Raw genomic sequence first — 25,435 nt, 5'->3', positions numbered from 1 at the left:
GGATCAATCCCCGCATGAGCCCTTTGGATGCTTTCTGGCATATCGCCAACCTGTTCGCGCCGGCCTGGGGGCTGGCGGCGCTGCTGGCGGCGGCCATCAAGCTGGCTTGGTGGCGCGAGGCGAAGCCGCTGCGCTGGCTGCGGCTGTGGGGCTGGGGCTCGGCGGGCGGTGCTGTGGCCGTGATCGTGTCGCTGGTGCTGCTGGGGCGCGATGGCCGGATGGCGGGCTACGCGTTGCTGGTGCTCGGCGTGGCCCTGCCGCAGTGGTATCTGTTCAGCCTCAGGCGCTGAGCACGTCTTCAGTCGTCACGACTTCGCCGCGCAGCGAGTGCGCGAAGGCCGTCGTGATGCGCACGTCCACCAGCTGGTTCATCAGCCGCGGCGAGCCGGCGAAGTTGACGATGCGGTTGCACTCGGTGCGGCCCATCAGCTCGGAGGCGTCCTTGCGGGCGTTGCCGGTGACGAGCACCTTCTCGACCTTGCCGACCATGCCCTGCGAGATGCTGATTGCGTGGGCCTCGATGGCGGCCTGCAGTTCCTGCAGGCGCTTGACCTTGACTTCGTAGGGCGTCGTGTCCTCCAAGGCAGCTGCCGGCGTGCCGGGGCGGGGACTGAAGATGAAACTGAACGACGCGTCGAAGCCGACGTCTTGTACCAGCTTCATCAGCTTGGCGTGATCCTCGTCGGTCTCGCCGGGGAAGCCGACGATGAAGTCGCTGGCCAGGCGCAGGTCCGGGCGGATGGCGCGCAGCTTGCGCACAATGCTCTTGAACTCCAGCGCCGTGTAGCCGCGCTTCATCGCCATCAGGATGCGGTCGCTGCCATGCTGCACCGGAAGGTGCAGGTGGTTCACCAACTGCGGAATCTTGCCGTAGGCCTCGATGAGTCGCGGGCTGAATTCGTTGGGGTGGCTGGTGGTGAAGCGCAGGCGGCGGATGCCGGGGATCTCGGCGGCGTACTCAAGCAGCAGTGCCAGGTCGGCAAACTCGCTGGAGTCGCCCATCTTGCCGCGGTAGGCATTGACGTTTTGGCCCAGGAGGTTGATCTCCATGACGCCCTGGTCGGCCAGGCCGGCGATCTCGGTCAGCACGTCGTCGAACGGGCGCGAGACCTCTTCGCCGCGGGTGTAGGGCACCACGCAGTAGCTGCAGTACTTGGAGCAGCCTTCCATGATGGACACGAAGGCCGACGCGCCCTCGACCTTGGCCGGTGGCAGGTGGTCGAACTTCTCGATCTCGGGGAAGGAGATGTCCACCTGCGGGCGGCGCTGCTCGCGGCGGGCTTCCAGCATCTGCGGCAGACGGTGCAGCGTCTGCGGGCCGAAGACGACGTCCACATACGGCGCGCGTTCGATGATGGCGGCGCCTTCCTGAGAAGCCACACAGCCACCGACGCCGATCATGACGCCCTTGGCCTTCAGGTGCTTCACGCGACCGAGGTCGCTGAAGACCTTCTCCTGCGCCTTCTCGCGCACCGAGCAGGTGTTGAAAAGGATGAGGTCGGCCTGCTCGGGGTCGTCAGTCGGCGTGTAGCCCTTGGCGGCGCCCAGCACGTCGGCCATCTTGTCCGAGTCGTACTCGTTCATCTGGCAGCCAAAGGTCTTGATGTAGACCTTTTTGGAGGTGTCGGTCATGGCTTGATCCAGGTCTGGCTGGCGGGGATGAACTGCCACGTGGCAGATTCGGCGGGCGTGGTGGGCCAGGGCTTGTTGGCGAGCTCGACCGGGTTCAGCACCCAGACGTCCATGACCAGCCCGCTGCTCTCGACCGTGTAGTGGACGACGAGCTTCTGGCCGGTGAGGCCTGCTGGCGGCATCCAGAGGTTGGTGTCGCCCTTGATGCGGCTGCCGGGCGCCAGGCGCACGGGTTTGCCGTTCATGGTCGCGTCGGGGAACTGCGTGATGACGAGTTCGCCGCGCAACGCGTGGGCAGGGAAGGGGCGGTGCTGCTGGGCGTGGGCGACCAGGCTGCTGGCGGCAAGCACCAGCGGAAGGGCACAGCGGTACATGGTATGTGTCCAGTGGCTGCGTGGGCGGCGACCTGGCGATCGCCCGCGGGTTGAAAACGACGCTGCAAAGACAAACGGCCCGAGCAGATGCTCGGGCCGTTTGGATTTTGGTGGCGCTTCAGGGAGCCACCACCAACATGTTCGAAATCGGTTCCTTGCGTGAGGAAAATCAAGCACTTGGGACAACACTCCAGTGGCCTGGGTATGTCAGAAGTGTCGACCTGAAGTGTATACCCTCAAGCCGGGATTCCGGCAGCGCGGAGCGGCGTTTGGGGGCTCGATTTTTCGGCGTTGCAGATGAAGCAGCGCCAAGCAAGCTCTCATTGCGCAATCAGCCCGGGATTGCGGCCTGAAGCACGTCGGCATGGAGTTTGGCCGGTGTCCGGTTTGAAGCACGAATAGATCGCCTGTTGATCGGTTGGTGCTTCAAGGTCGGGAAGGTATATGGCTGGGCGAACGCGGACTGCGTCCTCATCTATCGCTCGTCGCTGATCTCCACCAGTCAGCACGGCATTGAACGCAAACGAGCCCGCTTCACGCGGGCTCGGGATCAACAGGGTGGCGTTGGAATCAACGTCCCTTGGGCTTGGCGCTGGACCGTTGGGTCAGCGCGGAAGCGGCCACAGATTTCACCGCAGCCGGGGTCTTGGGATTGCTCAACAGCTTTGATGCCGTTGAGGCAACGCGAGCGGAGGTCTGCTCGCTGGGAGTCTTTCTGCTTGCCATGATGGATAGCTTTCAAGTTCGAGTGCAGCGAAGAAGCAGGCGCCCTGCATAACGCTGGGCGCCTGCTGGGGGGGCGGGTCAGGTGAACAGTTCCATCTGACCGGGGTGCGAACGCCAGTGCTGACAAACGTGCTCCCGGCGTCCGAACCGGAAGCGGACGTAGGTCCGCACAAAAACGCTCTTCCAGCGGGTGTAGGCCATGCCAACTCCTCGTAGAAGGGTTGAGGGGTTTTCACGGAGGCCCTCGCACTGCGAACTGGTAATATCCGCCGTCTTCGCTAAGACGTGATGTGCTTGGGTGGTTTGGTAGACCCCTTTTCACCTCACCAAAGCCCTTGAGTGTTAGAGCACTCAGGGGCTTTTTCTTTGTTGATCAAGCTGGTTGGGCAAGCTCCTGCAGTTGATCGGCAAACAGTCGGCGCACATCCGCCTTGATGCTGCTGAGCAGGCGCCAGTTGCTTGTTTCGTGGCGAACGCGCCCAGCCACGATGGTGGGGTGAATGCGCAACTTGTCCGCCAAGGCCATCGCTGCCTCCATCGTCGGCTCTACGGTCAACCCCGAGGCAAGCCATTCAGCCTGTGGGATCAGGATGTCCCGAGCGCCGTCGTCGGCCTCGCGTTCTTCCTGGGTCTGTTGATGGACCTTGTCTTCGAGGTTGTCTGCGATGAACCAGTGATCCGGGCCCAGGTGTTTTTGGACGTGCACCAGTTCGTGCAGCAACGCGAACCAGAAGTTGTCGAGCCGGTCGTGTCTCAGGGTCAGCGCCACCACGGGGAGATCGCCATCGAACATGGCGGCGCCATCGAGGTAGGTCTTGCTGAAGTGTTCTTCGAACACCAGGGCAATGCCCATGTCGGCCAGGAACTCCTGCGCCAGCCGTGGCCCTTGTTCGAACCGCGACAGGCGAGCCAGCTCGCGCAGGCGTTCCTCGGTCAGGCTACCCTTCACGTATGCGGACTTGAGCTTGAGTTGACGCGCCTTCTTGAGCACCGCCACATGCCAGGTCAACAGGGCGTATTCGTCCATTAGACGGCTGCCGCTCTGGTGCATCGGTGCACGCAGTCGAGCCTGGTGGATCGGCTGCAGGTTGAAGCCGCGCATGAACCCGCGGATCAATTCTTCCGTCTTGTCCTTGGCTTCTCGGAGGGGCCCGCTGAAGCCTTCGAAGTAGCCGCGGGCGAACATCTCCTTGAATGGGAACTTGGCCGTGTCGTAGGGGAGTGCCTCGTCCAGGTCCACCGCATCATCGGTTTGTGCCAGCAGCACATCCGCCGGGATGCCCAGGCCCTGATGCAATTTGCGGATCATGGCCAGGTTGAGCGGGCGCTTGCGCGCTAGCACCTCGGACACCTTGGGCAGCGAGCCCATGTAGGGCACCAGGTCCACCTTCTTGAGGCCGAGTTGGTCCATCCGAAACAAGATGGCCTCGATCGGGTCAAGCACCACGGGTTCGACCTTGCTGCGCTCGTAGGACTCGACCACCAGGGCCAGCAGTTCCAGCTCGGCTTCCTTGCTGGAGCCCGGGGTCAAGTCTTCATCCATCAAAGCCGACAGACGAACGATCGCCGCATCGTAGTCACGCTGCGTCTTGATCACTTTCACCTGTTGCTTCATGTCCATTCCTTTCATGTACCCCGTCCGACCTAGAACTTCTGTTTGTCGTACTCGGCGTGCGTGCCAACCCACTCGATCAAGATCAAGCCGTTTTGGTACTTGGCCTTGATGACCAGCCGATAGGTGTTGCCTTTGATGTTGAAGATGACCCTGTTGTCTGCCAGAAAGCTGGCGCTGGGATACCGGGTTTTGACGTCTTGTGGGCCTGTCCACTGGGCGCGCTCAGCCTCGGACCGCCAAGCATCCAGCGGCCCGCGTGCATCAGCATGTTGGCGCTTGAATTCGTCGAGCTTGATGAGACCAAGTAACTGCATATTCGATCATGACTGTTTCCCCCAGTCTTTGTGAATGATACTTCCCTTTTTGGGGATTCGTCAAATCGCGTCTTTCCGGGAATCCTCGCTCCGGGTGCGCATCGAGTGCTGCGGTGGCTGGGCCAGGTTGGCCGTCCCACTCAGCAACGTCGTGCGGATGGGTGCCCACAAGAAGTATTGCGGTAGACTGCACAGAATTCTGTCACCCCTTCTCAAGGAGCCGGCCATGGGTTTCTCTGCCAGCGACGTGGTGCCCTTCACCCAGGCACGTGCCAACCTTTCCGAGTTGGCCGACCAGGCCAAGGCCGGCGCCGAGAAAATCATCACCAAGAATGGCGAGAGCTATGTCGCTCTGATTGACGCCGACCGGCTGGACTACTACCACCGGCTGGAGCGGGAGCGCATCCACCTGCTACTGATCGACGACGCCCGTCGCGGCCTGGCCGACATCGAGGCAGGCCGCACCTACGGGGCTGATGCGGCCATCGCCCAGCTCCAGCAGCGCCGAGCCGGTGCAGCATCTGCCAACGGCGCCAAGAAGCGTGGCTGATGAGGACGTCTACCAGGTCGAACTGACCGCGAGTTTCTTGGAGCGTCTGGACGCCATCGAGGCGTTCCTGACCGGGGCGGATGCGGCCTTTGCCTTCGATGAGCTGCTGGCCGAGTTGCGCGCGACGGTCATCCCCAACCTGGCGCGCTTCCCGCGCATCGGCCGGCGCTATCTGGACAAGCCACCGCAGTCGGCCGAGGCATTGGCTCAACTCGCCGCACTGCCTGCCGGTGCTGCCGGCGCCTTGCGTGAGTACCTGCACGGTGACTATCTGATGCTCTACGCGGCCATGGATCCTGGCGCGACGGTGTACTTGTTGTCCATCCGGCACCACCGCGAGCTTTCATTTGACTTCGCTCGGCTGTGGCCCGGCGCCTGATCTGGAAGACATCACGATGAAAGGGGAGGCAATGCGAGATGGCGTGATTACCGAAGCGGATACCTGCCGCGAGTTCGTGACGCCCCGCCTGGTGGAAGCCGGCTGGGGCGCGGCACCGCACGCCATCGGCGAGCAGCGCAGCTTCACCAACGGACGCATCATCGTGGCCGGCGGCAAGGTGCGGCGCGGCAAGCAAAGGCGCGCCGACTACCTGCTGTACTACCGCCGCGACTATCCGCTCGCCGTAGTCGAAGCCAAGGAAATCGGATTGCCTGCCGAGACCGGTGTGCAGCAGGCGCGCGAGTACGCGGAGATCCTCGGCCTCAAGTTCGCATACGCCACCAACGGCCACCGCATCATCGAGATCGACTACACCACCGGCACCGAGCGTGAGGTGGATCGCTACGCCACGCCCGACGAGCTGTTCGCTCGGCTGAGCGCTGCGGCGCAGCTGCCGCAGAACGCGCCCTCATACCTGCTGGAGCCGTTCAATCTGGTGTCGGGCAAGGTGCCGCGCTATTACCAGCAGATCGCGATCCATCGGGTGATCGAAGCGATCCTCCTCGGGCAGAAGCGCATCCTCGCCACGCTGGCCACCGGCACCGGCAAGACCTGTGTGGCCTTCCAGATCTGCTGGAAGCTGTGGAACAGCCGCTGGAACCGCAGTGGCGAATACCGCCGACCCAAGATATTGTTCCTGGCCGATCGCAACATCCTGGTCGATGACCCGATGGCCAAGATGTTTGCCCCGTTCGGCGATGCCCGCCACAAGATCGCTGGCGGTGACACCAGCCAGAGCCGGGACATGTACTTCGGCATCTATCAGGCCTTGTCCACCGCCAGTGCCGATGTGTTCCGGCAGTACCGTCCGGACTTCTTCGACCTGATCATCATCGACGAATGCCATCGCGGCTCCAGCCGTGACGTAAGCGCCTGGCGCGCGGTGCTGGACTATTTCGAGCCCGCCGTTCAGTTCGGCATGACCGCAACGCCGCTGCGCGAGGAGTCGCGCGACAGCTACGAATACTTCGGCAACCCGGTCTATACCTACAGCCTGCGCCAAGGCATCGAAGACGGCTTTCTGGCCCCGTATCGCGTGCACCGCGTCATCACCACCGTGGATGCCGCCGGCTGGCGCCCCAGCAAGGATGAGCTGGATCGCTACGGCCGTGCTGTGCCTGACGAGGAATACCAGACCAAGGACTTCGAGCGCGTCGTGGCCCTGCGCTCGCGCACGCGGGCCATGGCGCGGCATCTGACCGATCTTCTCAAGGGCACTGACCGCTTCGCCAAGACCTTGGTGTTCTGCGTCGACCAGGAGCACGCGGCCGAGATGCGCCAGGAACTGATCAACCTCAATAGCGATCTCGTCAAGCAGTATCCCGACTATGTCTGCCGCGTCACGGCCGACGAAGCTGCGATCGGCCTCACCCATCTGTCGCACTTCCAGGACGTTGACAAACCCACGCCCGTCATCCTCACCACCTCGCAGTTGCTGACCACCGGGGTGGATGCCGAGATGGTCAAGAACGTGGTGCTGGCGCGCGTGGTGGGCTCGCGCTCCGAGTTCAAACAGATCATTGGCCGCGGCACGCGGCTGAAGGTGGACTACGGCAAGGAGTATTTCAACATCATCGACTTCACCGGTACGGCCACGCGCCACTTTGCCGATCCAGACTTCGATGGGGACCCGACCCGCATCGAAGAAGTGAAGGTCGACGAAACCGGCGATGTGGTCGAGACCGTGGCTGACGAAATACCAGTCGTGGCCGAGCCCGAAGCTGAGTACCGGGTCGAGCTTGAAGGTGACGGGGGCGACCAGGGTGATACGAGCGGCGGTGGAGAAATCATCTCCGATCCCCCGGTGGAGCCACGCAAGTTCTATATCGATGGCGGCGAGGTCGAAGTCATTGGCCATCTGGTCTACGACCTCGATACCGACGGCAAGAAGCTGCAGGTGGTCAAGTACACCGACTATTCGGGCCGCGCCGTGCGCACCTTGTACCCCAGCCGCGAAGCGCTGCAGTCGGCCTGGGCCAACCCTGACACACGCGTCGAAGTGCTGCGCGAGCTGAGCGAGCGCGGTATCAGCTTCGAGGAACTGGCAGCCAGCAGCGAACAGCCCGATGCCGACCCCTTCGACCTGCTGTGCCATCTGGCCTGGAATGCGCCGCTGCTCACTCGCCGCCAGCGCGCTGAAGCTGCCAAACGTCAGGCCCAGGACCTCTTCGCGCAACACGGCGACACGGCCCGCGAAATCCTTGCGCTGCTGCTCGACCGCTATGTCGAGCGCGGCATCCTGCAATTCAATGCGCTGTCCGAGTTGATGAAGGTGCAACCCTTCGATCGCTACGGCAGTCCTTCTGAGATCGCCATACGCCACTTCGGTGGCGTGCTCGGCATGAAGGATGCCGTCTCCCGGCTCCAGACAGCGCTCTACCCATAACGAAAACTGTTCCCGATGGCCAAAGCCACTGCCCCAGCCGAGAAGAAGCCATGTGCGCCGCGCAAGGCCAAGGCGCCCCTCACCACGCGCGAGAACCTCTCGGCGTTGATCGGCACTGCCCGCAAGACCCTGCGCAAGGACAAGGGCCTCAATGGCGATGTCGACCGCCTGCCCCTGCTGACCTGGGTGATGTTCCTCAAGTTCCTCGACGATCTCGAAATCGTTCATGAGGAAGAAGCCGCGCTCGACGGCAAGCGCTATCAGCCCATCATCGAGCCGCCCTACCGCTGGCGCGACTGGGCCGCCCGCGAGGACGGCATCACCGGCGACGAGCTGCTGGCCTTCATCAGCCAGGAATTCACCGTGCGCACCCACGGCAGCACCGGCAAGGGCCTGTTCGCCTATCTGCGCGGCCTGGCCGGTGAGGGCGAAAAAGGCAGCCAGCGCGAAGTCATCGCCAATGTGTTCAAGGGCGTGCAGAACCGCATGGTCAGCGGCTACCTGCTGCGCGACATCATCAACAAGATCAACGGCATCCACTTCTCGGCCAGCGAGGAGATCCACACCCTCTCGCACCTGTACGAGTCGATGCTGCGTGAGATGCGCGATGCAGCCGGCGATGCCGGTGAGTTCTACACCCCGCGGCCGGTCGTGCGCTTCATGGTGCAGGTCAGCGACCCGCGCCTGGGCGAGACGGTGCTGGACCCGGCCTGCGGCACCGGTGGTTTTCTGGTCGAAGCCTATGACCACATCGCTCCTCAGGTGAGCACACCGGACCAGCGCCGCCGCTTGCAGCGCGACACCCTGCATGGGCAGGAAGCCAAGCCGCTGCCTTATATGCTGGCGCAGATGAACCTGTTGCTGCACGGGCTGGAAGCCCCGCAGATTGATTACGGCAACACGCTGGATCGTCGGATCGTTGAAATCGGCCACAGCGAGCGCGTCGATGTGATCCTCACCAACCCGCCCTTCGGCGGCGAGGAAGAAGTCGGCATCAAGGCCAATTTCCCGCCCAATATGCAGACGGCTGAGACCACGCTGCTGTTCCTGCAATACATCATGCGCAAGCTGCGCGTGGCGGGTGCGAAGGTGCCTGGGGCGAAGGCGGCCACGCGTGGCGGCCGCGCCGCCGTGGTCGTGCCCAACGGCACCCTGTTTGGCGATGGCATCAGCGCCGTCATCAAGGAGGAAATGCTCAAGGAGTTCAAGCTCCACACCGTCGTGCGCCTGCCGCAGGGGGTGTTCGCGCCGTATACCGACATTCCCGCCAACCTGCTGTTCTTCGAGCGCGGCGGGCCCACCGACACCATCTGGTACTACGAGCTGCCCTTGCCCGAGGGCCGCAAGAAGTACAGCAAGACCGCACCCCTGCAGTTCGAGGAATTCGCGCCGGCATTGGCCTGGTGGAACGCTCGCGAGGAAGGCCCCCAAGCCTGGAAGCTGGACTTCGCGGCCAAACGTGCTGCTGCCGTGGAAGCAGCCACGCCGCATTGGCAGCGGGCTGAAACCGAGCGCAACGCCGCCATCGCCATGGGCAAGCCCATTCGCAAGCTGGAGCAGGCCATTCAAGCGGGCACCAATGGCCGGAAGTCCGAGTTTCAGGAGCAATGGCGCGCCCTGAAGGCTCAGCAACAGAACCTTGAACAAGCGGCCAAGGCCGCACAGGCCGAGGGCGATGCCCTCTACTGGCCGATCTACAACCTGGATCTGAAGAACCCGAACGCCAAAGCCGGGCTCAAGCACGCCGACCCCAAGGACCTGATCGCCGCCATGCGCAGCCATGAGATCGAGGTGATGCGCCTGCTGGGCGAGATCGAAGCTCTGGTGGTCGAGGTGCAGGCATGACGAAACGCACGGCACTACCGACACCTCCGGATCAGGCCGGCTACGCCCTCGTCCATGGCGACATCGTCGCGCTGCTGGAGGCCGCGCGTCATGCAGCGGCGCGTAGCGTCAATGCGCTGATGACGGCCACCTACTGGGAGATCGGCCGGCGCATCGTCGAATTCGAGCAGGGCGGGCAGGAGCGGGCCGCACGGGGACAGCAACTGTTGCTCAATCTGTCCAAGGATCTTGGCCAGCGCTTTGGCCGTGGCTTCAGCGTGGACAACCTGGAACAGATGCGCTTGTTCTACCTCGCTTATCCACCGCAGCGCATTTCCGAGACGGTGTCTCGGAGCAAGGCCGATCCCCTGGCCACCGGTCAATCCGAGACAGCGTCTCGGAATATCACGCTGGAGCAGTTGGCGCAGGCCCTGCCGCTGTCCTGGTCGCACTATGTGCATCTGGTGCGTGGCACCCGTTCGGTCGAAGAGCGCGAGTTCTACGAGGCCGAGGCCTTGCGCGGCGGCTGGAGCGTGCGCCAGCTCCACCGCCAGATCGGCAGCCAGTTCTACACGCGGGCGCTGCTGTCGAAAAACAAGCGCGCCATGCTGGAGAAAGGCAGCCAAGCGCAGCCCGGCGACACCCTGACGCCGGACGAGGCCATCAAAGACCCCTACGTCCTCGAATTCCTCAACCTCAGGGACGAATACTCCGAGTCCGAGCTGGAAGGTGCGCTGATCCATCGCCTGGAAGATTTTCTGTTGGAGCTCGGCAGCGATTTCACCTTTGTCGGCCGCCAGCGCCGCCTGCGTATCGATGAAAGCTGGTTCCGCGTGGACCTGCTGTTCTTTCACCGCCGCCTGCGCTGTCTGGTCGTCATCGACCTCAAGCTGGGCGAGCTCACCCATGCCGATGTGGGCCAGATGCATATGTATTGCAACTACGCGCGCGAACACTGGACCTTGCCCGGCGAGAATCCGCCCGTGGGCTTGATTCTCTGCGCCCGTGCGAAGTCGGCGTTGGCCCGCTATGCGCTGGATGGCCTGCCCAACAAGGTCATGGCGGCCGAATACCAGACCATGCTGCCGGACGTCGAGCTGTTGCAGGCCGAGCTGGAGAAGACGCAGCGCGAGCTGGAGTTGCGGCGTTTTGGCCAGGACGGTTTGGAGGGCAAGGAATAATGACCTTACCCATCAGAATCGAGCTGGGAGAGGGCGGTCCAACGCCTTATCTGCCACTTGCAGAGATCGCCCCACTTGTCCGCCGCGTGGTCGCTGCGGACCCGGAGGTGACGTACACAGAACTGGGTGTGCGCAGCTTCAACAAGGGCATCTTCCACCGCCGAACGGTGAAGGGTGCAGAGTTCACCTGGCAGGAGCTGTATCTCGTCCAAAAGAGCGACCTGGTATTCAGCAACATCATGGCCTGGGAAGGCGCGGTGGCGCTGGCCGGTGCGGACGACCACGGGTGTGTCGGCAACCACCGGATGTTGACCTGCGCCTGCGACGAGAGACTGATAAATCCGGCGTTCTTGGCCCACTACTTCAAGACGCCGGAGGGCATGAACAAGCTTGTTGGCGCCTCCAGCGGCACGGTTGCCCGAAATCGCACGCTGACTGCGGCCGCGCTCGGGAAGATGACCGTGCCGGTGCCGCCGTTGGCAGTTCAAAGTCGCATCGTTCGGCACCTCGAATTGTTGGCGGAGAAGACGCAAGAGATCGAGACGCACTTGGATGCTGTAGAGCGAGACGCACAGCGCCTGATCCGAAGCTACATCTTTGCTTCTCATGGTGAGCGGTCGGCGAAACGCCGTCTGTCGGAGCTGGTCTCGCAACGACAGCCAGACGTGGCCGTGGACGGCACAGCCCAGTACCGCTTTGCCGGCGTCTACTCGTTCGGCCGAGGCGTATTTCCCAGCGCCGTCAAGATGGGTAGCGAATTCGCCTACGAGCGGCTGTCCACCGTTCGCGCGGGTGACTTCATCTACCCCAAGCTGATGGCCTGGGAGGGGGCGCTAGGTGTGGTGCCGGCCGAGTGCGACGGCATGGTGGTGTCGCCGGAGTTTCCGGTGTTCACGGTCAACACCGAGGCTGTACTGCCCGAAGTGCTCGATATCTATTTCCGCACCCCCGACGTGTGGCCGACGCTTGCCGAGATCAGCGGCGGCACCAATGCCCGCCGCCGCCGACTGCAGCCCTCGGCCTTTCTCAGCTACGAGATGCCCGTCCCTTCAATGGCTAAGCAGCTTGAGCTCCGGGCCATCTACCAGCGCACGCAGTTGCTCAAGGCCAAACACACCGCCATCCGCCAAGCCAATGCCGCACTGCTGCCTGCGACGCTGGAGCGGGTGTTTGCCGCGACCGAGGTCGCTCATGCCTGAAGCCAAGCCCAAAGCGGCGCGTAGCAAGGCCTCGCCGTCCTGGAGCGAGGTCAAAACCCGGCTGGCCGATTTCGACCGTGCCGGCCTGCTCGGCTTGCTGCAGGATCTGTACGCGGCCGGCAAGGACAACCAAGCCTTTTTGCACGCCCGCTTTGCGCTGGGGGATGACCCGATCAAGCCCTATAGGGCCACGATTGATCGCTGGCTGTGGCCGGATGTGCGCAAGAACCAGGACACCTCGGTGGCCAAGGCCAAGAAGGCGATCTCCGACTACAAGAAAGCCATCGGCCAGCCCGAGGGCCTGGCCGAGCTGATGGTGTTCTATTGCGAGCGTGCCGCCGGCTTCAGCAACGAGTTCGGCTTCCAGGACGAGACCTACTTCGATGCCCTGCGGCGGATGTTCGCGCAGGCCTTGCAGACCATGGCCCCCTTGCCGCAGGCGCACCAGGCATCGCTCTTCCAGCGCCTGGACGCCGTGCGCCATATCAGCCATGACTTCGGCTACGGCGTGGGCGACGAGATGGACGACTTGCTGGCCGAGCATGGGGTTGATGGCTGAGCGGGCTGCCTTTGCAAGCTTGCAGGCCGAGAACGCCCGCCTGATTGCGCTGCTCGAAGCCCATGGCATCGAGTGGCGCTTGCAGCAGCCGCAGCCCGGCGCCGTGCCAGCTCCAGGGCCGGAACCCTCCAGGCTGTCCACCGCTGAGAAGGTGGCGCTGTTCCGGCGACTGTTTCGCGGGCGAACCGATGTTTACCCGATCCGTTGGGAGGGGAAGACCTCCGGCAAGTCGGGATACGCCCCGGCCTGCGCCAACGAGTGGCGCGCCGGCGTGTGCGAGAAGCCGCGCATCAAGTGTGGCGATTGCGGCAACCGACTGCTGATCCCGCTGTCCGATGCGGTGATCTACGGCCACTTGGCCGGCGAGCACACGGTCGGCGTCTATCCGCTGCTGCAGGACGACTGCTGCTACTTCCTGGCCGTAGATTTCGACGAGGCCGAGTGGCGCGACGATGCGCAGGCCTTCATGCAGTCCTGTATGGAACTTGGTGTGCCAGCGGCGCTGGAGATTTCGCGGTCCGGCCAGGGCGCGCATGCCTGGGTGTTTTTCGCCAGCCGGGTTTCCGCCCGTGATGCCCGGCGCCTGGGCACGGCGCTCATCAGCCACACCTGCGCGCGCACCCGGCAACTGAAGCTGGCGTCTTATGACCGCTTGTTCCCGAACCAGGACACGATGCCCAAAGGGGGTTTCGGCAACCTGATCGCCTTGCCGCTGCAGAAGTGGCCGCGCGAGCAGGCATGCAGCGTGTTCGTCGATGCTGATCTGCGGCCCTACCCGGATCAGTGGGCGTACCTGTCGTCCATCCAGACGATGGCGGGCCATGACATCGAGCCGACCATCCTGCGTGCCGCAGGTGGCGTCCACCCGCTCGATGTCGCCTTCATCGATGAGGAAGATCTGGCCAGGCCCTGGAAGCGCGAGAGCCTGTTGACCCAGAAGCTGGCCGGGCCGATGCCGAAGTCGCTGACCGTGACGCTGGCCAACCTGATCTACTTCGAGAAGGCCCAGTTGCCGCAGACGCTGGCCAACCGCCTGATCCGGCTCGCCGCCTTCCAGAATCCCGAGTTTTACAAGGCTCAGGCCATGCGCATGTCGGTGTGGGACAAGCCGCGCGTGATCGGCAACGCCGAGAACTACCCGCAGCACATCGCCCTGCCGCGCGGCAGCCTGGATGCCGCGCTGGCGCTCTTGCGGGACAACGGCATCGCCTGTGATTTGCGCGATGAACGCTCTAGCGGCGAACCGATTGAGGTGGCCTTCGCCGGCACATTGCGCCTGGACCAGGAGGCGGCAGTGTCAGGGATGCTGCATCACGACGCTGGAGTGCTGTGCGCGCCAACGGCTTTTGGCAAGACCGTTACCGCTGCCGCGATGATCGCGCGCCGGGGTGTCAACACCCTGGTGCTGGTGCACCGAACCGAACTGCTCAAGCAATGGCAGGAACGCCTGCAGGCGTTTCTGGGCGTCGGCAAGGGGGTGGTCGGCACCATCGGCGGTGGCAAGACCAAACCCACCGGCAAGATCGACATTGCGGTGATGCAATCGTTGTCCCGGCAGGGGCAGGTCAATCCGCTGGTTGAGAACTACGGGCAGGTGATCGTGGACGAGTGCCATCACGTCGGCGCCACGTCTTTCGACGCGATCCTGAAAAGGACCAAGGCCAAGTATGTGCTCGGCCTGACGGCGACACCCATCCGTCGCGATGGTCAGCAGCCCATCATCTTCATGCAATGCGGGCCCATCCGGTACTCGGCGGCCAAGCCCGCCGGGGCTCCCCACGATCTGGAAGTGCTGCCACGATCCCGCTTCACACGGATAGCCTTGCCGACCGAAGCAGGGATCCAGGACGTGTTTCGGCATCTCGCCGGCGATCTGGCCAGAACGCAAGCCATTGCCACCGAGGCACGCGAGGCCCTCGAGCAGGGGCGCAAGGTGCTGGTCCTGACGGAGCGCACGGAACACCTCGATGCCATCAAGACGGCGCTCGACGGCTTGCACGCGGCGCCGTTCGTCTTGCACGGGCGCATGTCCAAGAAGCAGCGTTCGGCGCTGGTGACTGAGCTCGACGGGCTGCCGCCAGATACGCCCCGCATCTTGTTGGCCACAGGGAAACTCGTCGGCGAGGGCTTCGATCATCCGCCGCTCGACACGCTGGTGCTGGCCATGCCCGTTTCATGGAAGGGTACGCTACAGCAGTACGCGGGGCGTCTGCACCGGGAACACGCCAGCAAGACCGATGTGCGGATCATCGACTTCGTGGACACGGGCCACCCTGCATTGCTGCGGATGTGGGACAAGCGGCAAAGCGGCTATCGCGCGATGGGATACAGGATCGGTTCCGATGGCATAGATGAATATGCAGGGGAGGTGGCGATCTGATCGCCACGTGCGGCTACTTCAACGCCAGCAGTCGTTCCAACTGCTCGATCCGATCCAGCGCCCGTTCATGGCGGTCAGCCAGGATGTGCCAGGCTTGGCACAGTTCGTCGTAGCGAGCGTCGGCCGCAGCCTTGGCGGCCAGCGCACGCTCATAGAGATGGCCGTGATGGTGGGCATCCAGCGCCCGGGACGCGGCGGAGACGCCGGAGCCGAGGCTGCCGAGCATCATGTCCACGCCCTCGGTAGCGCTGATGAAGTTGCGGCGGTCGCCAGTCCCAGTCCACATAGTCGAACTCTCCTTGTACCCTGATCTGTACCCGCACCGGTACCCAGTCCTGTACCCGCCGGCTTGTACCCACAACATCACAGTAACGTCACCAGCAGGCCGTCGGGCTGTATCCGGTGGCATCAAGCCATCGGGTGGTATCGCGCCCGATGCTTCGGTAACGTTGAAGCCCGCATCGAGCACGCTGCGCACGGCATCGTGAGCGCAGCATCCGGTGGCCAAGGCCCCTTGGCGCCGCACAGAGCCATATGATGATGAGCATGGACAGTGTGTGCGACGCTGGCGAAATCACCTACGGTTTCGAAGCGATCGTCGGCGTCGCGTTGCCGCCGTTCCACACGCGCACCAAAGCTGCGGAGCTCGCGCACGAAGTCAGCGGCAGCGATGGAAAACGGGATCGTCAGCGTGGCAGCTTCGAGATCGAAGACGGTCTTCGGCAACGGTGCGGCCGCGGGTGCCAGGTCTGCGATGACGAAGCGCCGCGCCTGCCAGCGACCGATGAGGACAAGGCCGGGCACGCCGAGTTCGCGGAGCTTCTGCGTGGCCGGGCTGACGAGCAGCCTGGTGGCGCGCTCCAGCGTCATGCCGGAGAAGGACCGGCGACTGCTGCTGCCGCTCATGGTGGCGGCAGCGATGGGTCGCTGCAAGCGTCGCGTGCCTTTTCAAGGTAGGCGTCGATACGGCGCTGGACTTCCTCGAAGCGCTCACCCATCTGGGCCGGCGGCACTGGATCCCAGCGCTCGACGAAACGGGCGAGTCGCGCCTTCATGGCGTCGTGCTTCTGTGCCATGGCCGGCTCGTTGCGCTCGGCCTCTGAGATCCCGGCCAGGGTGTCCCATTCCGAGCGGGTCAGGCCGAGCAGCAGGATACGGATGAGCTTGGCCACCTCGACCGCGATCTCTTCGGCGGTCCGGGCGTTGCGGCTGATCAGCTCCCGCCAGTGCGCTGCCTTGGGTACGCGCTCGAAGTGGGCAAGACCGAGACGCTTGAGGATCTGCTCGGGTGATTCCGACTCGCGCTTCTCGCGCGGCGGGCCGGCCAGCGATTTCCAGAACGGCGAAAGACCGTCCGGTCGGACCGTGTCGGATGCTTGCCTGTCTGCCATGGTTTTAGCTCCCTTGTTGATCCGGTGAGCATCCGTCAGATCACCTCGACAAAGCGCTGCTGGATACGGATTGCGGCCTGTGAAGTTGGTGTCGGGAACCCCGGGGCAGCAAAAAACTGTTGGAGTCATGTCCGGTTCGGCTTCGGGATTCCGCCTTGAGGCTTGATGGGTCGGAACTGAGTGGTCCTGCGCGGCTTGCGCGAGGCTTCTGGTTCGACCCGGATTTCTCTATCGAAACAGGCATGGGCAGCCCCTCAGCGGGGTGCCCGACCGCCACCACCGAGGATCAGGCGATATGGCGATACAGGTACATCGAGGTGTTCTGAAGGAGCTGGGCGACGGCACCACCACCAGCACGGAGCGCAGCAGCTCGACGCTCTACAGCTATATCGAGATCGAGGACGGGCAGATGCTGCGCGACGTGCTCACGGCCTCCTGCTTGGACGGCAAGTTGCACGCCGCGCTGGACAGCACCGAGCCGGTCGAGCTGCATGTGCAGCACGGCGGCGGCATGCCGGACCTGCTGGTCGCCCTGCGCCTGGGCGAGGGCAGGACCTTCGCGACGGACCTGGACAAGGACAGCGGCATGCGCCTGATGTACGCGCTGGTGGCCTGCTTCGTGGTGATAGGCATTGCGCTGTTGCCGGTTCTCGGCGCCGGCCTGATCCCGCTGTTCATCGCCTGGCGCTTGTGGAAGAAAGCGGCGGTCCTGAGCGAGACGCGCGCGCATGTGCGCGGCCTGCCGAATGCCATCACGGTCTGATCATGGGCATGCCACAAAGGAATCCGATGTCGAAACCGGAACTCACCCCTCTGCAGCGCTTGCGCGGCCTGGCGCGCCAGAGCCTGGGCCTTGTACTGGCTGCCGCTGCAGCCCTGACGGCCGTGCCGGCGTGGGCCGGCCTGGATGAAGCGGCGCGCAACTTCCGCGCCGAGTTCAAGCAGCCGCCCGGCACGCAGATCGAGGACAGCCCCTTCGAGGGCTTCTACCTGCTGACCGGGCCGGACGGCCCGATCCGCCTGTTCAGCGAGCAGCTGGATTTCGTCGGCTACGGCGATGCCTGGGAGATGAAGGGCGAAAGCGGCCGCGTGATGCCGGTCCCGCCGCCGGCTCTGGCGGCACTGAAGAGCCAGTTGCGCGCCAGGCTGAAGAAGCACTGGCTGCCCGTGGGCCATGCCGGCCAGGGCAAGGACGCGATCGTGGTGATCTCGGCGCCGAACTGCGGCTACTGCAAGCTGCAGAACCGTGATCTCGATCGCCACGGGGCCGAGCTTGGCCTCGCTGTGCATGTCCTGCCGGAGCTCCTGGGCGGAAACTCTTTGCAGTTCGCCGCCGGCGTCCTGTGTAGCGCCGACCCCACCCGCGCCTGGAGCGATGCGCTGCGCGGCATGCTGCCGCGCCCGGCCGCCGAGTGCCAGAAGTCGCGCTGGGCGGCCATCGTCCGTACGCATGTGTTCGACAGCGCGGGGCCGGGCAAGATCCGGATTCGCACGCCGGCGACGATCCGGGCTGATGGCTCGGTGGCCTTCGGTTGGGGCGACAAGGCGTCGCTGGCGGAGATGCGGCAGAAGCTGCAGCTGCGATAGCCGGGATGGCCTGCTGACTTGGCCGCAGCGCTCAGCTCAGGGCGACGCGCAGCAGCAGCTTGGCCTTCTCCCAGTAGCGCCGCACGGTGCGGTCCGAGACGCCCAGCGCGGCGGCGATCTCGATCTCGGTCATGCCGGCGAAGTAGTGCATCTCGACCACCTCGGCCAGGCGCGGCTCGGCCTCGGCCAGGACGGCCAGGGCGGCATGGACCTGCAGGATCTGGTCCTCGGGCGCGGCCAACCGCTCGGACAGCGCCGTGTCGATGGGCACATGCTCGGCGCGTCCGCCCCGGCGCTGGCTTTGCCTGGCGCGGGCGTGGTCGACCAGGATGCCGCGCATCACCTGCGCGGCATAGGCCATGAAGGAATGCCGCTCGGCGCGGGACAGGTTCTCCTGCTTGATCAGGCGCAGATAGCACTCGTGCACCAGCATGGAGGTGTCCATCAGCGTGAGCGTGCCTTCCCGGCGCAGCTTGGCGCGGGCCAGGCGCTGCAGCTCGGGGTAGAGGTGGGCGAAGCGGCTCGCTGCCGAGATCGGCGCTGGCGGTTCCTCCTGGAATTCGTCCTGAAGGCCGTCGTGATCGGCGGTCGGTTGCAAGTCTGGATGATCGGTCATGGTGTAGGTGCTCCTCGATCGGCGGCACGCGCGACGATGATTGCAGCGCCCGGCCATGCGAGCCGGTCATCCGGCCTGGGTTTGATACTCGGGTGTCGGCCCCAGATGGCATCGACCTCCTGAGTCAGGCCTCGTGCAGCCGCATGATTCCCGAGCGTGCGTTCGGCCTTCGCCAGCAGGGCGAGCGTCCGTGCCCGATCCAGACTGAGCGTGGGGGCCTGCGTCCTGCGGAAGGTCTCGGCAGCGGCGGCCAGGGGCTCGCGCGCCTCCGCGGCCCGCCCGCTGGCCAGCAGCAATCTGCCCAGGGCATGCCGGGCTCGCGCCTTGGGCTCCTGCCAGGCGGCGTGATCTGCGCGGGCCGAAATAGACGCGAGGACCTTGCGCAGCAGCGCTTCTGCCTCGGCATGGCGCCCTTCGAGCGTCAGCACACGGCCCTCCAGGACTTCTTTCGTCCAGACCTGGTAGAACGGATATTCCCCCGGCTGCGGGCCGGTCGCACCCCATCTGTCCATCAGCGCGCGCGCGGCAGCCGCGTCCTCTTTGACGAGTGCGAGTTCAAGCGCCGGCAGGTAATACTGCAGCGCCCTGATAGTTTGAAACCCGCCGTTGCGGTTGAGCGTGGCGTCGTGCGCCGCCAGCAGCGCCGAGGCCTCGTCGAGCCGGCCGGCCGCAATGTAGGTAGAGGCCCAGAGGTCGGGATGAATCCGGCGCAGATCCTGCACGACGCCGGAACTCGTCTCGGGGCCTGCCTTGCGTGCATGCAGCGCCTGGGCACTGTCGAGATGCCGGAGTGCCAACTCGATGCGGCCGGTCCGCCAGGCGGCCCTTGCCGCTGTCGTGTACGGGCGTCTCATCTCCGGCGTGACCAGCGCGTCGGGCAACTGCTGCACCCGGTCAACGGCGATGGTGGCCGTGCGCAGGGCCTGTTCCAGGTCGCCGGTCGCGTCATGCATGAGCCACAGACCGAAGTACACGAACTGCTCCTCGACCGGCACGGCCGTGGACTCGGCGTAGCGGACGCCGGCCTCCAGCCGAGGCCTTGCGGCGGCCAGATTGCCATTGAAGAGCTCGGCCATGCCCAGCCAGGTCGAGAGCGCAAACCCCTTCGCGCGCTGATCCGCGCCCAGCGCTTCGTGCAGCCGCATCGCCTCGCGCATGGAAGCCAGACCTTCAGCCCGCCGGCCTGTCTGCATTTCCAGGATGCCGGCATTCATGTGGAGGAAGCTCAGTGCGGCGAGGTCGCGGCTGCCGGCGGCCCAGCGCCGGCCGTCGGCGATGGCAGCACGGCCGGCCGGGAGATCGACGCGCGCCCCGGCATCGGCCGTCACGCCGGCATAGCGGACCCAGGCGCTCGCCAGGGCTTCGCTGGGCGCCTGCCGCAGACTCGCCAGCACCGCCCGGGCTTTCGCAGCGTGGCGCAGGGCTTCCGCACCCTCGCCCTTGATGCTGGTGTTCCAGGCCAGATCAACCCAGGCCTGGGCGTACTCGATCGACGTCTCGCCATGGGCTTCCACGGCCGCAGTAACGCGCTGCCGCGCCAGCTGCGCGCCGGTCTCGACGATGCCCATCTCGCGGTAGATAGCTCCCATGGTGCCGAGCAGCTCGTAGCGGACGGCGGGCGCCATTGCCGTGTCGGCCAGCAGCCGGGCCGTGCCGTCGTCCAGCAGCTCGCGCGCTGTGCGCTTGCGGGCGCTGAGCACGTCGGTCCCCGCGCGACCGTTGACCGCGAACACGCTCTCCAGGAACTTGGAAACGAGCTGCGCGCGCGCCGCTTCCTGCTGCGCCAGCTGTTCATTGGCCCTGGCTCGCTGCATCTGGTGGACGGACACCGCGGTGCCGACGGCCATCGATGCAACCACTGCCGTCACCGCACCCAGCGCGATCGCATGTCGCTGGGCGAAGCGCCAGGCGATGTAGGACCTGCGGGCCGGGCGGGCGTGGATGGGTTCTCGCGCCAGGAAACGGCGCAGATCATCCGCCAGCGCCGCCACGGTGGCGTAGCGATCAGCAGGCCGAAGCTGCAGGGCCTTGGCAAGTATGGTGTCCAGGTCACCGCGCAGCTGGGCCTTCAGTGCGCGCAGCGAAGCACCGCGCAGGGCTGCGGTTTCCGTCGTGATGACGGTGCTGGCCCGTAGCCGCAGTGGGTCGAGGATGGCAGCCTCGATGTCGCGCCGCGAGCGGCTGCGCGGCCGGTAGGGGCGCGAGCCGGCCAGCAGCTCGTACACCACCACGCCCAGGGCATGGATGTCGGAGGCGGTGCCGACCGGCTGCTGCTGCACCTGTTCGGGCGAGGCGTAGTCCAGCGTCAGGGCCGCGCCGCCCCACTGGGTGAGCTCGGCATCAGCTGTCCCCGGCATCGCCGCATCTGGCGCCTCGGGTGCCAGGATCTTGGCAACGCCGAAGTCCAGCAGGCGCAGCTGGCCATCCGGCGTGACCAGGATATTGGCGGGCTTGATGTCGCGGTGGATGACCAGGTGTGCATGGGCATGTGCCACCGCGTCCAGCAGCTGCAGGGCCAGGGCGATCCGGCCGGCCAGGGGCAGGTGCCGCTCGTCGCAGAAGCGCAGCAGCGGCAGGCCCTCGATGTATTCCATCGCCATGAACACCTGGCCATCGCTGCCGACGCCGGCATCGAAGAGGGTGGCGATGTGGGTGTGATTCAGGCCGGAGAGGATGGTGCATTCCCGCTCGAAGCGCAGGCGCAGGGCCGGGTGCCGGGCGCTCATCAGCGGCAGCTTGAGCGCCACCTCGCGACCCACGGGCCCGTCGTCCCGCCGTGCCAGCCAGACCTCGCCCATGCCGCCGCGGCCGAGGAAGCGCAACAGGCGATAGGGCCCGACCTGCTCGCCGGGGGCGTGGGCGGTCTGCTCTGGCACCGCACCGGGGCCTGCTGTCAGCGGCGGGGGACCATCGGTCAGCGGATCGGTCGCCCCGTCGGCCTGCAGGGCCAGCATGGCGCGCAGCGCCGGGGCATGCGCCCGGTCTGCCGCGGGCAGGGCGGCAAGCCAGGCTTCTCTTGCCTGTTCCGGCAAAGCCTGCATGTCGTCCCACAGCTGCGATGTGCGCCTGAGTTCATCAGGGGTCATGAATAGATGCCCGCTTCTTCTCGTTGTCGTGCCGCCCCTCCGCTGTGCCGAGGGCGCCTCCTGCTTCCTGTGTCCGGATTCTGCGGGCGATCTCGCTTTACCCAAACAGGAGTCGATCAGTCCACCCGATGGGGGGAGGCTCCGAAACAACAGGGAGAAGCAATGAACATGATGATGAGCAAGTTTCGAGGCCGCCTGATTCGCAGCGGCGTGCTGGTCGCCCTGGCGCTCGCCGCACAGGGCGCGGTCCTGGCGCAGGCCGTGACGAGCGAGCCCAGGCTGCAGGCCGCGGCCGAAGCGGCCCGGCGTGACACGGATCCGCAGCTCAACGGCAGCCCGCTGGCTGGGGACCAGGCCTCGCTGCCCAGCCTGGACGATGCCTGGGGCGACTACGAGCGCTGCCATTGGCGCGAGGCCTTTCGGACCTTCGCCATCCTGGCCGACGCGGGGGACCCGGAGGCCGCGCGCATGGCTGTGGCCATGGCGCGGTATGGCGCGCTGCTGTACCAGCAGAACTTCGAGGTCGCGGCGCAACGCCTGGACTCCTGGCGGCGGGTCAGCCAGGTCCGGGCAAGCGCGGCTGTGGCTTCGAAGTAGGCGCGCCGGCCAAGGCTCAGGGCGCGGCTTCGTTGGCGATGCTTCATCGTGGACGGTGCTGAATCCGAGGCGCGATAACGGGCACGAAGCCTGCGGTACCGAAGAAGCCTACGGCAACGCAGCTACGGGTCCGGTGCTTTCACCGGCAACGACGGTTTCATCGTCACCGATGGCTTTTCAGGCGAGGGCCGCCAGCGCCGCGCGGCGTGCCGCGACGCTACGCGCCAGATCGCGCGCATGGCGGATCCAGGCAAAGCCGTCCTCGGCGCCGGTGTCCTCGTATTCGGGGATACCGAGGATGTAGGCCGTGGCATCCGCGCTGTCCGCGAGCACATCCATCAGATGACTGTGCATACCGTAGGCGGCGCAGAAATCAGCCACCATGCAGGGGCTGGGGCGAGCCTCCATCGTTTCCAGCGCCACATCGAACCGCACGCGCTCGAGCCTGGCCAGCAGGCTGGCCTCGGCGCTGTCACTGTCGATTTCGACGATGGCGAGGCAGGGTGATGTGAACCAGCGTTTTCCATGCGGCGGCTCTTCACCGCGCCGGAAGCGAAGGAGCTCGCCTTCGTCCAGTTTTCTCCAGGTCATGATGGTTTGCCCCGGTCAGTGCATGGTCTCGATGTCGCTGCCGCACCAATGCGCCAACATGAAGTAGGTCTCCAGCGGCAGGGCGAGCTCATTCCCGTCGACGATCCAGTCGAGCGTTCGATCCTTGATCGTCATCTGCATCAGGCTCCGGGTCGGCTCCGGCAGGCTGGCGATCACGATGCTGCCATCGGCGTCGAGTTGCGTCAGCGCGCGCTTCATCGCTCCTCCCTTCCACAGGCACCGCCGCAACGGCCACGGTGTCGTTTGATGGGGTCCGGTTCTTCGTCGTCGAAGAACCCGGGCGGGTACTTCTCCCGGAGGTAGCGGTCGGCTTCTTCCCGCTCCTGTTTCATCCAGCGCTCGAGGCGCCAGCGCTGGAACAGGCCCAGCAGCCACTTCATTGCAGCCACAGCGGCACCGGCGCGGGGCAGAGCACCACGAAGGCGACGAGGAAGAGGGGGATTGCGACCAGCGCCGACAGGCGCCGCAGGGACAGGTTCCGGACTTTCACATCAGCCTCGAACGCGCGCGACTCCGCCGCGTGTGCGGCAGATCACTGATCGGCGCTTCAAGGTCGGCCCTCAAACGGGCCGGTGAAATAGGAAAGTATCCAGTTTAGGAGTCGCGGTTGCAAACCCCAAGCTTTCCGCAGCAGGCGACAACAAGCAGATTCAGGCAGTAGTTGCATGCCGACAACGAATCGTGTTGGTAACTGTTTGTAATCATCCCACATGGGGCCAAGTTGTTGATTTTGTTGGGATGAGAATTTTGCTGATCGTTTACCGTATATCTTCTATTCCATCGAGATTTTTATCTATTCAATCGAAATCGCGCAACGAGTATCAGATACACCATCGCCGGAGTTTCATGCCTTGGCGATTGCTTGGAGCATCGGGCTGCTGATCCTAGAGTGAAGGCTTCTGCAACCCACCGGAGTACCGGATGCCCTTGAATTTCTGTAGCGAAGCCACCGTTTCAATCGAATCGGAGGAGACGCGAGTATCTGAACACCTCGAACCTGTGAACAACCAGCGCATCGCATCGGCGAAACCGAAGGCTCCGGTAATGCCGGCCCTTCCGCCGAGGCCGCTGTTCTCGATGGCAGCCACTCGTGTGGCAAGCCTGCCTGGCGGGTACTACCCCCTTCATCTGTCATCCGCATGGCCTGCGGCCATTCCAGCCAACGGGCGGCATGGAGATCCGAGCCAGATTCATCTGGCGGAACCAGCCGGCAGTCCATCGCGGGGGCGATTGAACCGAACTCGCCTCGCTGACGCGCTGGATGTCTATCTCGACGAAATGAGCGCGGAGGAACAAAACAAACCGCGTGTGCGCAGCGACAAACGCAGGGTCATCAACTCACTGGCCGCATTCCTGAAAAAGGAAAGGGGTGTGGAGCCCGATATCTGGGTGCACGACATTCAGGCGAGTGATATCTATTGGTATATCCGTCACCTGAGAGATCAGCCCGGAAAGGTGCGGGAAAAGGGCGGCCAACGCGGGAAATCGGCGTCGCGGACCCTGGAAAAGAAGGGCCGCATGCTGGATCACTTCTTTGAATTTGCCTGCAAGAAACTCAAGGCCTGCGAGGAAAATCCGGTCGCAGAACATCGGGATATCTTCGAGAAACTCAAGCAGGAGGCCGGCCGCGAAGGCCGGCACTACCTCCCGTTCACCTCGGAGCAGTTGCAGCTCATCTTCGATCCTCATTCATACCTGAGGTATTCGAACCAGCCGGATTGGTTCTGGTCGCCGCTGATCGCAGCTCATCTGGGCGTGCGCGCCGGGGAAGTGGTTCAACTCTCGGTCGACGACTTTCACTTCGATCCGTTGCACAAGATCTGGTTCGTGAGCGTCCAGCTCCAGTTTGCAAAGAACAGGAATTCGGTCCGGACCTTGCCGCTCCATCAGGGGCTGATCGATCTGGGGCTGATCGACTACATCGAGCGGGTGCGTTCGCTGGGGGGCACGCAGCTGTTTCCGCATCGGGACTACACGACGGCGACCCTGAGCCGCGACCCGTCCAAGCGGGTGTCGGAAAACTTCGCGAAGCTGCTGGCCAAGCGCGGCCTGGAGGATCCGGATCTTGTGTTCCACAGCTTCCGGCATATGGTGGTCTCGGCCCTTCATGACGCCGGAGTTTCCCTGGCCGAGGCAATGCAGATTTGCGGGCACGAAGCCATGGAATTCTGCGTCCGTAACAGGGTGATGACGAAGAAGCAGGGCCGAAGCATGCACCTGCCGACCTACACGCACCCGAATGCGTATTTCAGCGATCGTGGACGCCCATTTCAGGCTGATCGTGGACGGCAAAACTGAGCTTGCCGTGGCGGCGCCGGGGAGGCGCGCAGGAACTGGTTTGAATGTAGCTGAATCGTCCACGATGAG

Annotated in this window: 26 protein-coding genes; 13 read left to right on the top strand and 13 right to left on the bottom strand. The window is 64.6% G+C overall.

Translation table 11 applies throughout. From position 1 onward, the window contains the following. Positions 1–14 precede the first annotated feature (14 nt). Positions 15–290, top strand: a complete 276-nt coding sequence (locus ACG0Z3_RS12460) for a hypothetical protein (RefSeq protein WP_394397814.1) — start codon at positions 15–17, stop codon at positions 288–290. Here the strand turns inward: ACG0Z3_RS12460 and miaB are convergent. The 5 genes from miaB to ACG0Z3_RS12435 form a co-directional block, all read right to left on the bottom strand. Next, positions 280–1,632, bottom strand: a complete 1,353-nt coding sequence (gene miaB / locus ACG0Z3_RS12455; RefSeq protein ID WP_394397813.1) for a tRNA (N6-isopentenyl adenosine(37)-C2)-methylthiotransferase MiaB — start codon at positions 1,630–1,632, stop codon at positions 280–282. The two genes, ACG0Z3_RS12460 and miaB, sit on opposite strands and share 11 nt — an antisense overlap. Further along, positions 1,629–2,006 (bottom strand): hypothetical protein, encoded by a 378-nt coding sequence (locus ACG0Z3_RS12450; RefSeq protein WP_394397812.1) that lies wholly within the window; start codon positions 2,004–2,006, stop codon positions 1,629–1,631. Before ACG0Z3_RS12450 ends, miaB begins: the two co-directional genes overlap by 4 nt. A gap of 804 nt (positions 2,007–2,810) precedes the next feature. After that, positions 2,811–2,933: a hypothetical protein gene (locus ACG0Z3_RS12445; RefSeq protein ID WP_295538856.1), complete on the bottom strand. Its 123-nt coding sequence runs from the start codon at positions 2,931–2,933 to the stop codon at positions 2,811–2,813. Positions 2,934–3,105: 172 nt separating this feature from the next. Further along, positions 3,106–4,353, bottom strand: a complete 1,248-nt coding sequence (locus tag ACG0Z3_RS12440) for a transcriptional regulator (protein WP_394397811.1) — start codon at positions 4,351–4,353, stop codon at positions 3,106–3,108. 23 nt (positions 4,354–4,376) lie between these two features. Further along, the gene (locus ACG0Z3_RS12435; RefSeq protein WP_394397810.1) at positions 4,377–4,661 is read right to left on the bottom strand and encodes a type II toxin-antitoxin system HigB family toxin; all 285 of its coding nucleotides are present in this window, start codon (positions 4,659–4,661) and stop codon (positions 4,377–4,379) included. A gap of 226 nt (positions 4,662–4,887) precedes the next feature. Here ACG0Z3_RS12435 and ACG0Z3_RS12430 point away from each other — a divergent pair, with 226 nt between their 5' ends. The 8 genes from ACG0Z3_RS12430 to ACG0Z3_RS12395 are packed head-to-tail and all read left to right on the top strand — an operon-like array spanning position 4,888 to position 15,179. Continuing rightward, complete coding sequence (locus ACG0Z3_RS12430; protein ID WP_394397809.1) at positions 4,888–5,211, top strand: type II toxin-antitoxin system Phd/YefM family antitoxin; 324 nt, start codon at positions 4,888–4,890, stop codon at positions 5,209–5,211. Then, the gene (locus tag ACG0Z3_RS12425) at positions 5,204–5,590 is read left to right on the top strand and encodes a type II toxin-antitoxin system RelE/ParE family toxin (RefSeq protein ID WP_394397808.1); all 387 of its coding nucleotides are present in this window, start codon (positions 5,204–5,206) and stop codon (positions 5,588–5,590) included. Before ACG0Z3_RS12430 ends, ACG0Z3_RS12425 begins: the two co-directional genes overlap by 8 nt. 31 nt (positions 5,591–5,621) lie before the next feature. Then, a complete protein-coding gene (gene hsdR, locus ACG0Z3_RS12420; protein ID WP_394398233.1) occupies positions 5,622–8,036 on the top strand; it encodes an EcoAI/FtnUII family type I restriction enzme subunit R in 2,415 nt (804 codons plus the stop codon). A 15-nt stretch (positions 8,037–8,051) separates the two neighbouring features. Further along, on the top strand, positions 8,052–9,881 hold the full coding sequence (locus tag ACG0Z3_RS12415; protein WP_394397807.1) for a class I SAM-dependent DNA methyltransferase: 1,830 nt from the start codon (positions 8,052–8,054) through the stop codon (positions 9,879–9,881). Beyond that, positions 9,878–11,041, top strand: coding sequence for a PDDEXK nuclease domain-containing protein (locus tag ACG0Z3_RS12410; protein WP_394397806.1), 1,164 nt, complete (start codon positions 9,878–9,880; stop codon positions 11,039–11,041). The genes ACG0Z3_RS12415 and ACG0Z3_RS12410 overlap by 4 nt, the downstream gene beginning before the upstream one ends. Beyond that, positions 11,041–12,240, top strand: a complete 1,200-nt coding sequence (locus tag ACG0Z3_RS12405) for a restriction endonuclease subunit S (protein ID WP_394397805.1) — start codon at positions 11,041–11,043, stop codon at positions 12,238–12,240. The genes ACG0Z3_RS12410 and ACG0Z3_RS12405 overlap by 1 nt, the downstream gene beginning before the upstream one ends. Next, entirely contained in the window at positions 12,233–12,799 is a 567-nt protein-coding gene (locus tag ACG0Z3_RS12400) for a hypothetical protein (protein WP_394397804.1), read from the top strand. Before ACG0Z3_RS12405 ends, ACG0Z3_RS12400 begins: the two co-directional genes overlap by 8 nt. Beyond that, the gene (locus ACG0Z3_RS12395) at positions 12,792–15,179 is read left to right on the top strand and encodes a TOTE conflict system archaeo-eukaryotic primase domain-containing protein (RefSeq protein ID WP_394397803.1); all 2,388 of its coding nucleotides are present in this window, start codon (positions 12,792–12,794) and stop codon (positions 15,177–15,179) included. Before ACG0Z3_RS12400 ends, ACG0Z3_RS12395 begins: the two co-directional genes overlap by 8 nt. Before the next feature lie 13 nt (positions 15,180–15,192). Here the strand turns inward: ACG0Z3_RS12395 and ACG0Z3_RS12390 are convergent, their stop codons facing one another. The 3 genes from ACG0Z3_RS12390 to ACG0Z3_RS12380 all read right to left on the bottom strand — a co-directional run bounded on the left by ACG0Z3_RS12390 (position 15,193) and on the right by ACG0Z3_RS12380 (position 16,570). Further along, positions 15,193–15,465: a hypothetical protein gene (locus ACG0Z3_RS12390; protein ID WP_394397802.1), complete on the bottom strand. Its 273-nt coding sequence runs from the start codon at positions 15,463–15,465 to the stop codon at positions 15,193–15,195. 122 nt (positions 15,466–15,587) lie between these two features. Further along, positions 15,588–16,085, bottom strand: coding sequence for a hypothetical protein (locus tag ACG0Z3_RS12385; protein WP_394397801.1), 498 nt, complete (start codon positions 16,083–16,085; stop codon positions 15,588–15,590). Further along, positions 16,082–16,570, bottom strand: coding sequence for a hypothetical protein (locus ACG0Z3_RS12380; protein WP_394397800.1), 489 nt, complete (start codon positions 16,568–16,570; stop codon positions 16,082–16,084). The genes ACG0Z3_RS12385 and ACG0Z3_RS12380 overlap by 4 nt, the downstream gene beginning before the upstream one ends. Before the next feature lie 295 nt (positions 16,571–16,865). On the opposite strand from ACG0Z3_RS12380, the gene ACG0Z3_RS12375 reads away from it, so the two are divergent. Both ACG0Z3_RS12375 and ACG0Z3_RS12370 read left to right on the top strand, forming a co-directional pair. After that, entirely contained in the window at positions 16,866–17,333 is a 468-nt protein-coding gene (locus tag ACG0Z3_RS12375; RefSeq protein WP_394397799.1) for a hypothetical protein, read from the top strand. A 2-nt stretch (positions 17,334–17,335) separates the two neighbouring features. Then, a complete protein-coding gene (locus ACG0Z3_RS12370; RefSeq protein ID WP_394397798.1) occupies positions 17,336–18,157 on the top strand; it encodes a thioredoxin domain-containing protein in 822 nt (273 codons plus the stop codon). A 31-nt stretch (positions 18,158–18,188) separates the two neighbouring features. Here ACG0Z3_RS12370 and ACG0Z3_RS12365 read toward each other — a convergent pair whose 3' ends face one another. Both ACG0Z3_RS12365 and ACG0Z3_RS12360 read right to left on the bottom strand, forming a co-directional pair. Continuing rightward, positions 18,189–18,773, bottom strand: a complete 585-nt coding sequence (locus ACG0Z3_RS12365; RefSeq protein ID WP_394397797.1) for an ECF-type sigma factor — start codon at positions 18,771–18,773, stop codon at positions 18,189–18,191. Beyond that, entirely contained in the window at positions 18,770–21,859 is a 3,090-nt protein-coding gene (locus ACG0Z3_RS12360; RefSeq protein WP_394397796.1) for a protein kinase domain-containing protein, read from the bottom strand. Before ACG0Z3_RS12360 ends, ACG0Z3_RS12365 begins: the two co-directional genes overlap by 4 nt. A 162-nt stretch (positions 21,860–22,021) precedes the next feature. Here ACG0Z3_RS12360 and ACG0Z3_RS12355 point away from each other — a divergent pair, with 162 nt between their 5' ends. Further along, positions 22,022–22,456: a hypothetical protein gene (locus ACG0Z3_RS12355; protein ID WP_394397795.1), complete on the top strand. Its 435-nt coding sequence runs from the start codon at positions 22,022–22,024 to the stop codon at positions 22,454–22,456. A gap of 177 nt (positions 22,457–22,633) precedes the next feature. On the opposite strand, the gene ACG0Z3_RS12350 is transcribed toward ACG0Z3_RS12355, so the two are convergent. From ACG0Z3_RS12350 to ACG0Z3_RS12340, 3 genes are read right to left on the bottom strand one after another with little or no spacing between them, the layout of a single operon-like run. Next, complete coding sequence (locus ACG0Z3_RS12350; protein WP_394397794.1) at positions 22,634–23,047, bottom strand: hypothetical protein; 414 nt, start codon at positions 23,045–23,047, stop codon at positions 22,634–22,636. Positions 23,048–23,062: 15 nt separating this feature from the next. Continuing rightward, positions 23,063–23,266: a hypothetical protein gene (locus ACG0Z3_RS12345; RefSeq protein WP_394397793.1), complete on the bottom strand. Its 204-nt coding sequence runs from the start codon at positions 23,264–23,266 to the stop codon at positions 23,063–23,065. Next, positions 23,263–23,448 carry a hypothetical protein gene (locus tag ACG0Z3_RS12340; protein ID WP_394397792.1) on the bottom strand — a complete coding sequence of 62 codons (186 nt, stop codon included), beginning with the start codon at positions 23,446–23,448 and terminating at the stop codon, positions 23,263–23,265. Before ACG0Z3_RS12340 ends, ACG0Z3_RS12345 begins: the two co-directional genes overlap by 4 nt. A gap of 541 nt (positions 23,449–23,989) precedes the next feature. On the opposite strand from ACG0Z3_RS12340, the gene ACG0Z3_RS12335 reads away from it, so the two are divergent. Next, positions 23,990–25,366 (top strand): site-specific integrase, encoded by a 1,377-nt coding sequence (locus tag ACG0Z3_RS12335; protein ID WP_394397791.1) that lies wholly within the window; start codon positions 23,990–23,992, stop codon positions 25,364–25,366. Positions 25,367–25,435: the final 69 nt, after the last annotated feature.

The sequence above is a fragment of the Pelomonas margarita genome, assembly GCF_043555875.1.
Classification (GTDB): Bacteria; Pseudomonadota; Gammaproteobacteria; order Burkholderiales; family Burkholderiaceae_C; genus Pelomonas; species Pelomonas margarita.
Note: the sequence above shows the minus strand (reverse complement) of the source record. Positions and strands in the feature narration are given on the sequence as shown.

What these genes read in the sequence shown, in the direction of transcription:
- ACG0Z3_RS12370 (WP_394397798.1), top strand. Translation starts at nt 17,336, where the DNA reads ATGGGCATGCCACAAAGGAATCCGATGTCGAAACCGGAACTCACCCCT.
- ACG0Z3_RS12350 (WP_394397794.1), bottom strand. Translation starts at nt 23,047, where the DNA reads ATGACCTGGAGAAAACTGGACGAAGGCGAGCTCCTTCGCTTCCGGCGC.
- ACG0Z3_RS12400 (WP_394397804.1), top strand. Translation starts at nt 12,233, where the DNA reads ATGCCTGAAGCCAAGCCCAAAGCGGCGCGTAGCAAGGCCTCGCCGTCC.
- ACG0Z3_RS12385 (WP_394397801.1), bottom strand. Translation starts at nt 16,085, where the DNA reads ATGAGCGGCAGCAGCAGTCGCCGGTCCTTCTCCGGCATGACGCTGGAG.
- ACG0Z3_RS12430 (WP_394397809.1), top strand. Translation starts at nt 4,888, where the DNA reads ATGGGTTTCTCTGCCAGCGACGTGGTGCCCTTCACCCAGGCACGTGCC.
- ACG0Z3_RS12405 (WP_394397805.1), top strand. Translation starts at nt 11,041, where the DNA reads ATGACCTTACCCATCAGAATCGAGCTGGGAGAGGGCGGTCCAACGCCT.
- ACG0Z3_RS12395 (WP_394397803.1), top strand. Translation starts at nt 12,792, where the DNA reads ATGGCTGAGCGGGCTGCCTTTGCAAGCTTGCAGGCCGAGAACGCCCGC.
- ACG0Z3_RS12355 (WP_394397795.1), top strand. Translation starts at nt 22,022, where the DNA reads ATGAACATGATGATGAGCAAGTTTCGAGGCCGCCTGATTCGCAGCGGC.
- ACG0Z3_RS12435 (WP_394397810.1), bottom strand. Translation starts at nt 4,661, where the DNA reads ATGCAGTTACTTGGTCTCATCAAGCTCGACGAATTCAAGCGCCAACAT.
- ACG0Z3_RS12380 (WP_394397800.1), bottom strand. Translation starts at nt 16,570, where the DNA reads ATGGCAGACAGGCAAGCATCCGACACGGTCCGACCGGACGGTCTTTCG.
- ACG0Z3_RS12460 (WP_394397814.1), top strand. Translation starts at nt 15, where the DNA reads ATGAGCCCTTTGGATGCTTTCTGGCATATCGCCAACCTGTTCGCGCCG.
- ACG0Z3_RS12340 (WP_394397792.1), bottom strand. Translation starts at nt 23,448, where the DNA reads ATGAAGTGGCTGCTGGGCCTGTTCCAGCGCTGGCGCCTCGAGCGCTGG.
- ACG0Z3_RS12415 (WP_394397807.1), top strand. Translation starts at nt 8,052, where the DNA reads ATGGCCAAAGCCACTGCCCCAGCCGAGAAGAAGCCATGTGCGCCGCGC.
- ACG0Z3_RS12345 (WP_394397793.1), bottom strand. Translation starts at nt 23,266, where the DNA reads ATGAAGCGCGCGCTGACGCAACTCGACGCCGATGGCAGCATCGTGATC.
- ACG0Z3_RS12440 (WP_394397811.1), bottom strand. Translation starts at nt 4,353, where the DNA reads ATGGACATGAAGCAACAGGTGAAAGTGATCAAGACGCAGCGTGACTAC.
- ACG0Z3_RS12365 (WP_394397797.1), bottom strand. Translation starts at nt 18,773, where the DNA reads ATGACCGATCATCCAGACTTGCAACCGACCGCCGATCACGACGGCCTT.
- ACG0Z3_RS12375 (WP_394397799.1), top strand. Translation starts at nt 16,866, where the DNA reads ATGGCGATACAGGTACATCGAGGTGTTCTGAAGGAGCTGGGCGACGGC.
- ACG0Z3_RS12445 (WP_295538856.1), bottom strand. Translation starts at nt 2,933, where the DNA reads ATGGCCTACACCCGCTGGAAGAGCGTTTTTGTGCGGACCTACGTCCGC.
- ACG0Z3_RS12335 (WP_394397791.1), top strand. Translation starts at nt 23,990, where the DNA reads ATGCCCTTGAATTTCTGTAGCGAAGCCACCGTTTCAATCGAATCGGAG.
- ACG0Z3_RS12410 (WP_394397806.1), top strand. Translation starts at nt 9,878, where the DNA reads ATGACGAAACGCACGGCACTACCGACACCTCCGGATCAGGCCGGCTAC.
- ACG0Z3_RS12390 (WP_394397802.1), bottom strand. Translation starts at nt 15,465, where the DNA reads ATGTGGACTGGGACTGGCGACCGCCGCAACTTCATCAGCGCTACCGAG.
- ACG0Z3_RS12450 (WP_394397812.1), bottom strand. Translation starts at nt 2,006, where the DNA reads ATGTACCGCTGTGCCCTTCCGCTGGTGCTTGCCGCCAGCAGCCTGGTC.
- miaB (WP_394397813.1), bottom strand. Translation starts at nt 1,632, where the DNA reads ATGACCGACACCTCCAAAAAGGTCTACATCAAGACCTTTGGCTGCCAG.
- hsdR (WP_394398233.1), top strand. Translation starts at nt 5,622, where the DNA reads ATGCGAGATGGCGTGATTACCGAAGCGGATACCTGCCGCGAGTTCGTG.
- ACG0Z3_RS12360 (WP_394397796.1), bottom strand. Translation starts at nt 21,859, where the DNA reads ATGACCCCTGATGAACTCAGGCGCACATCGCAGCTGTGGGACGACATG.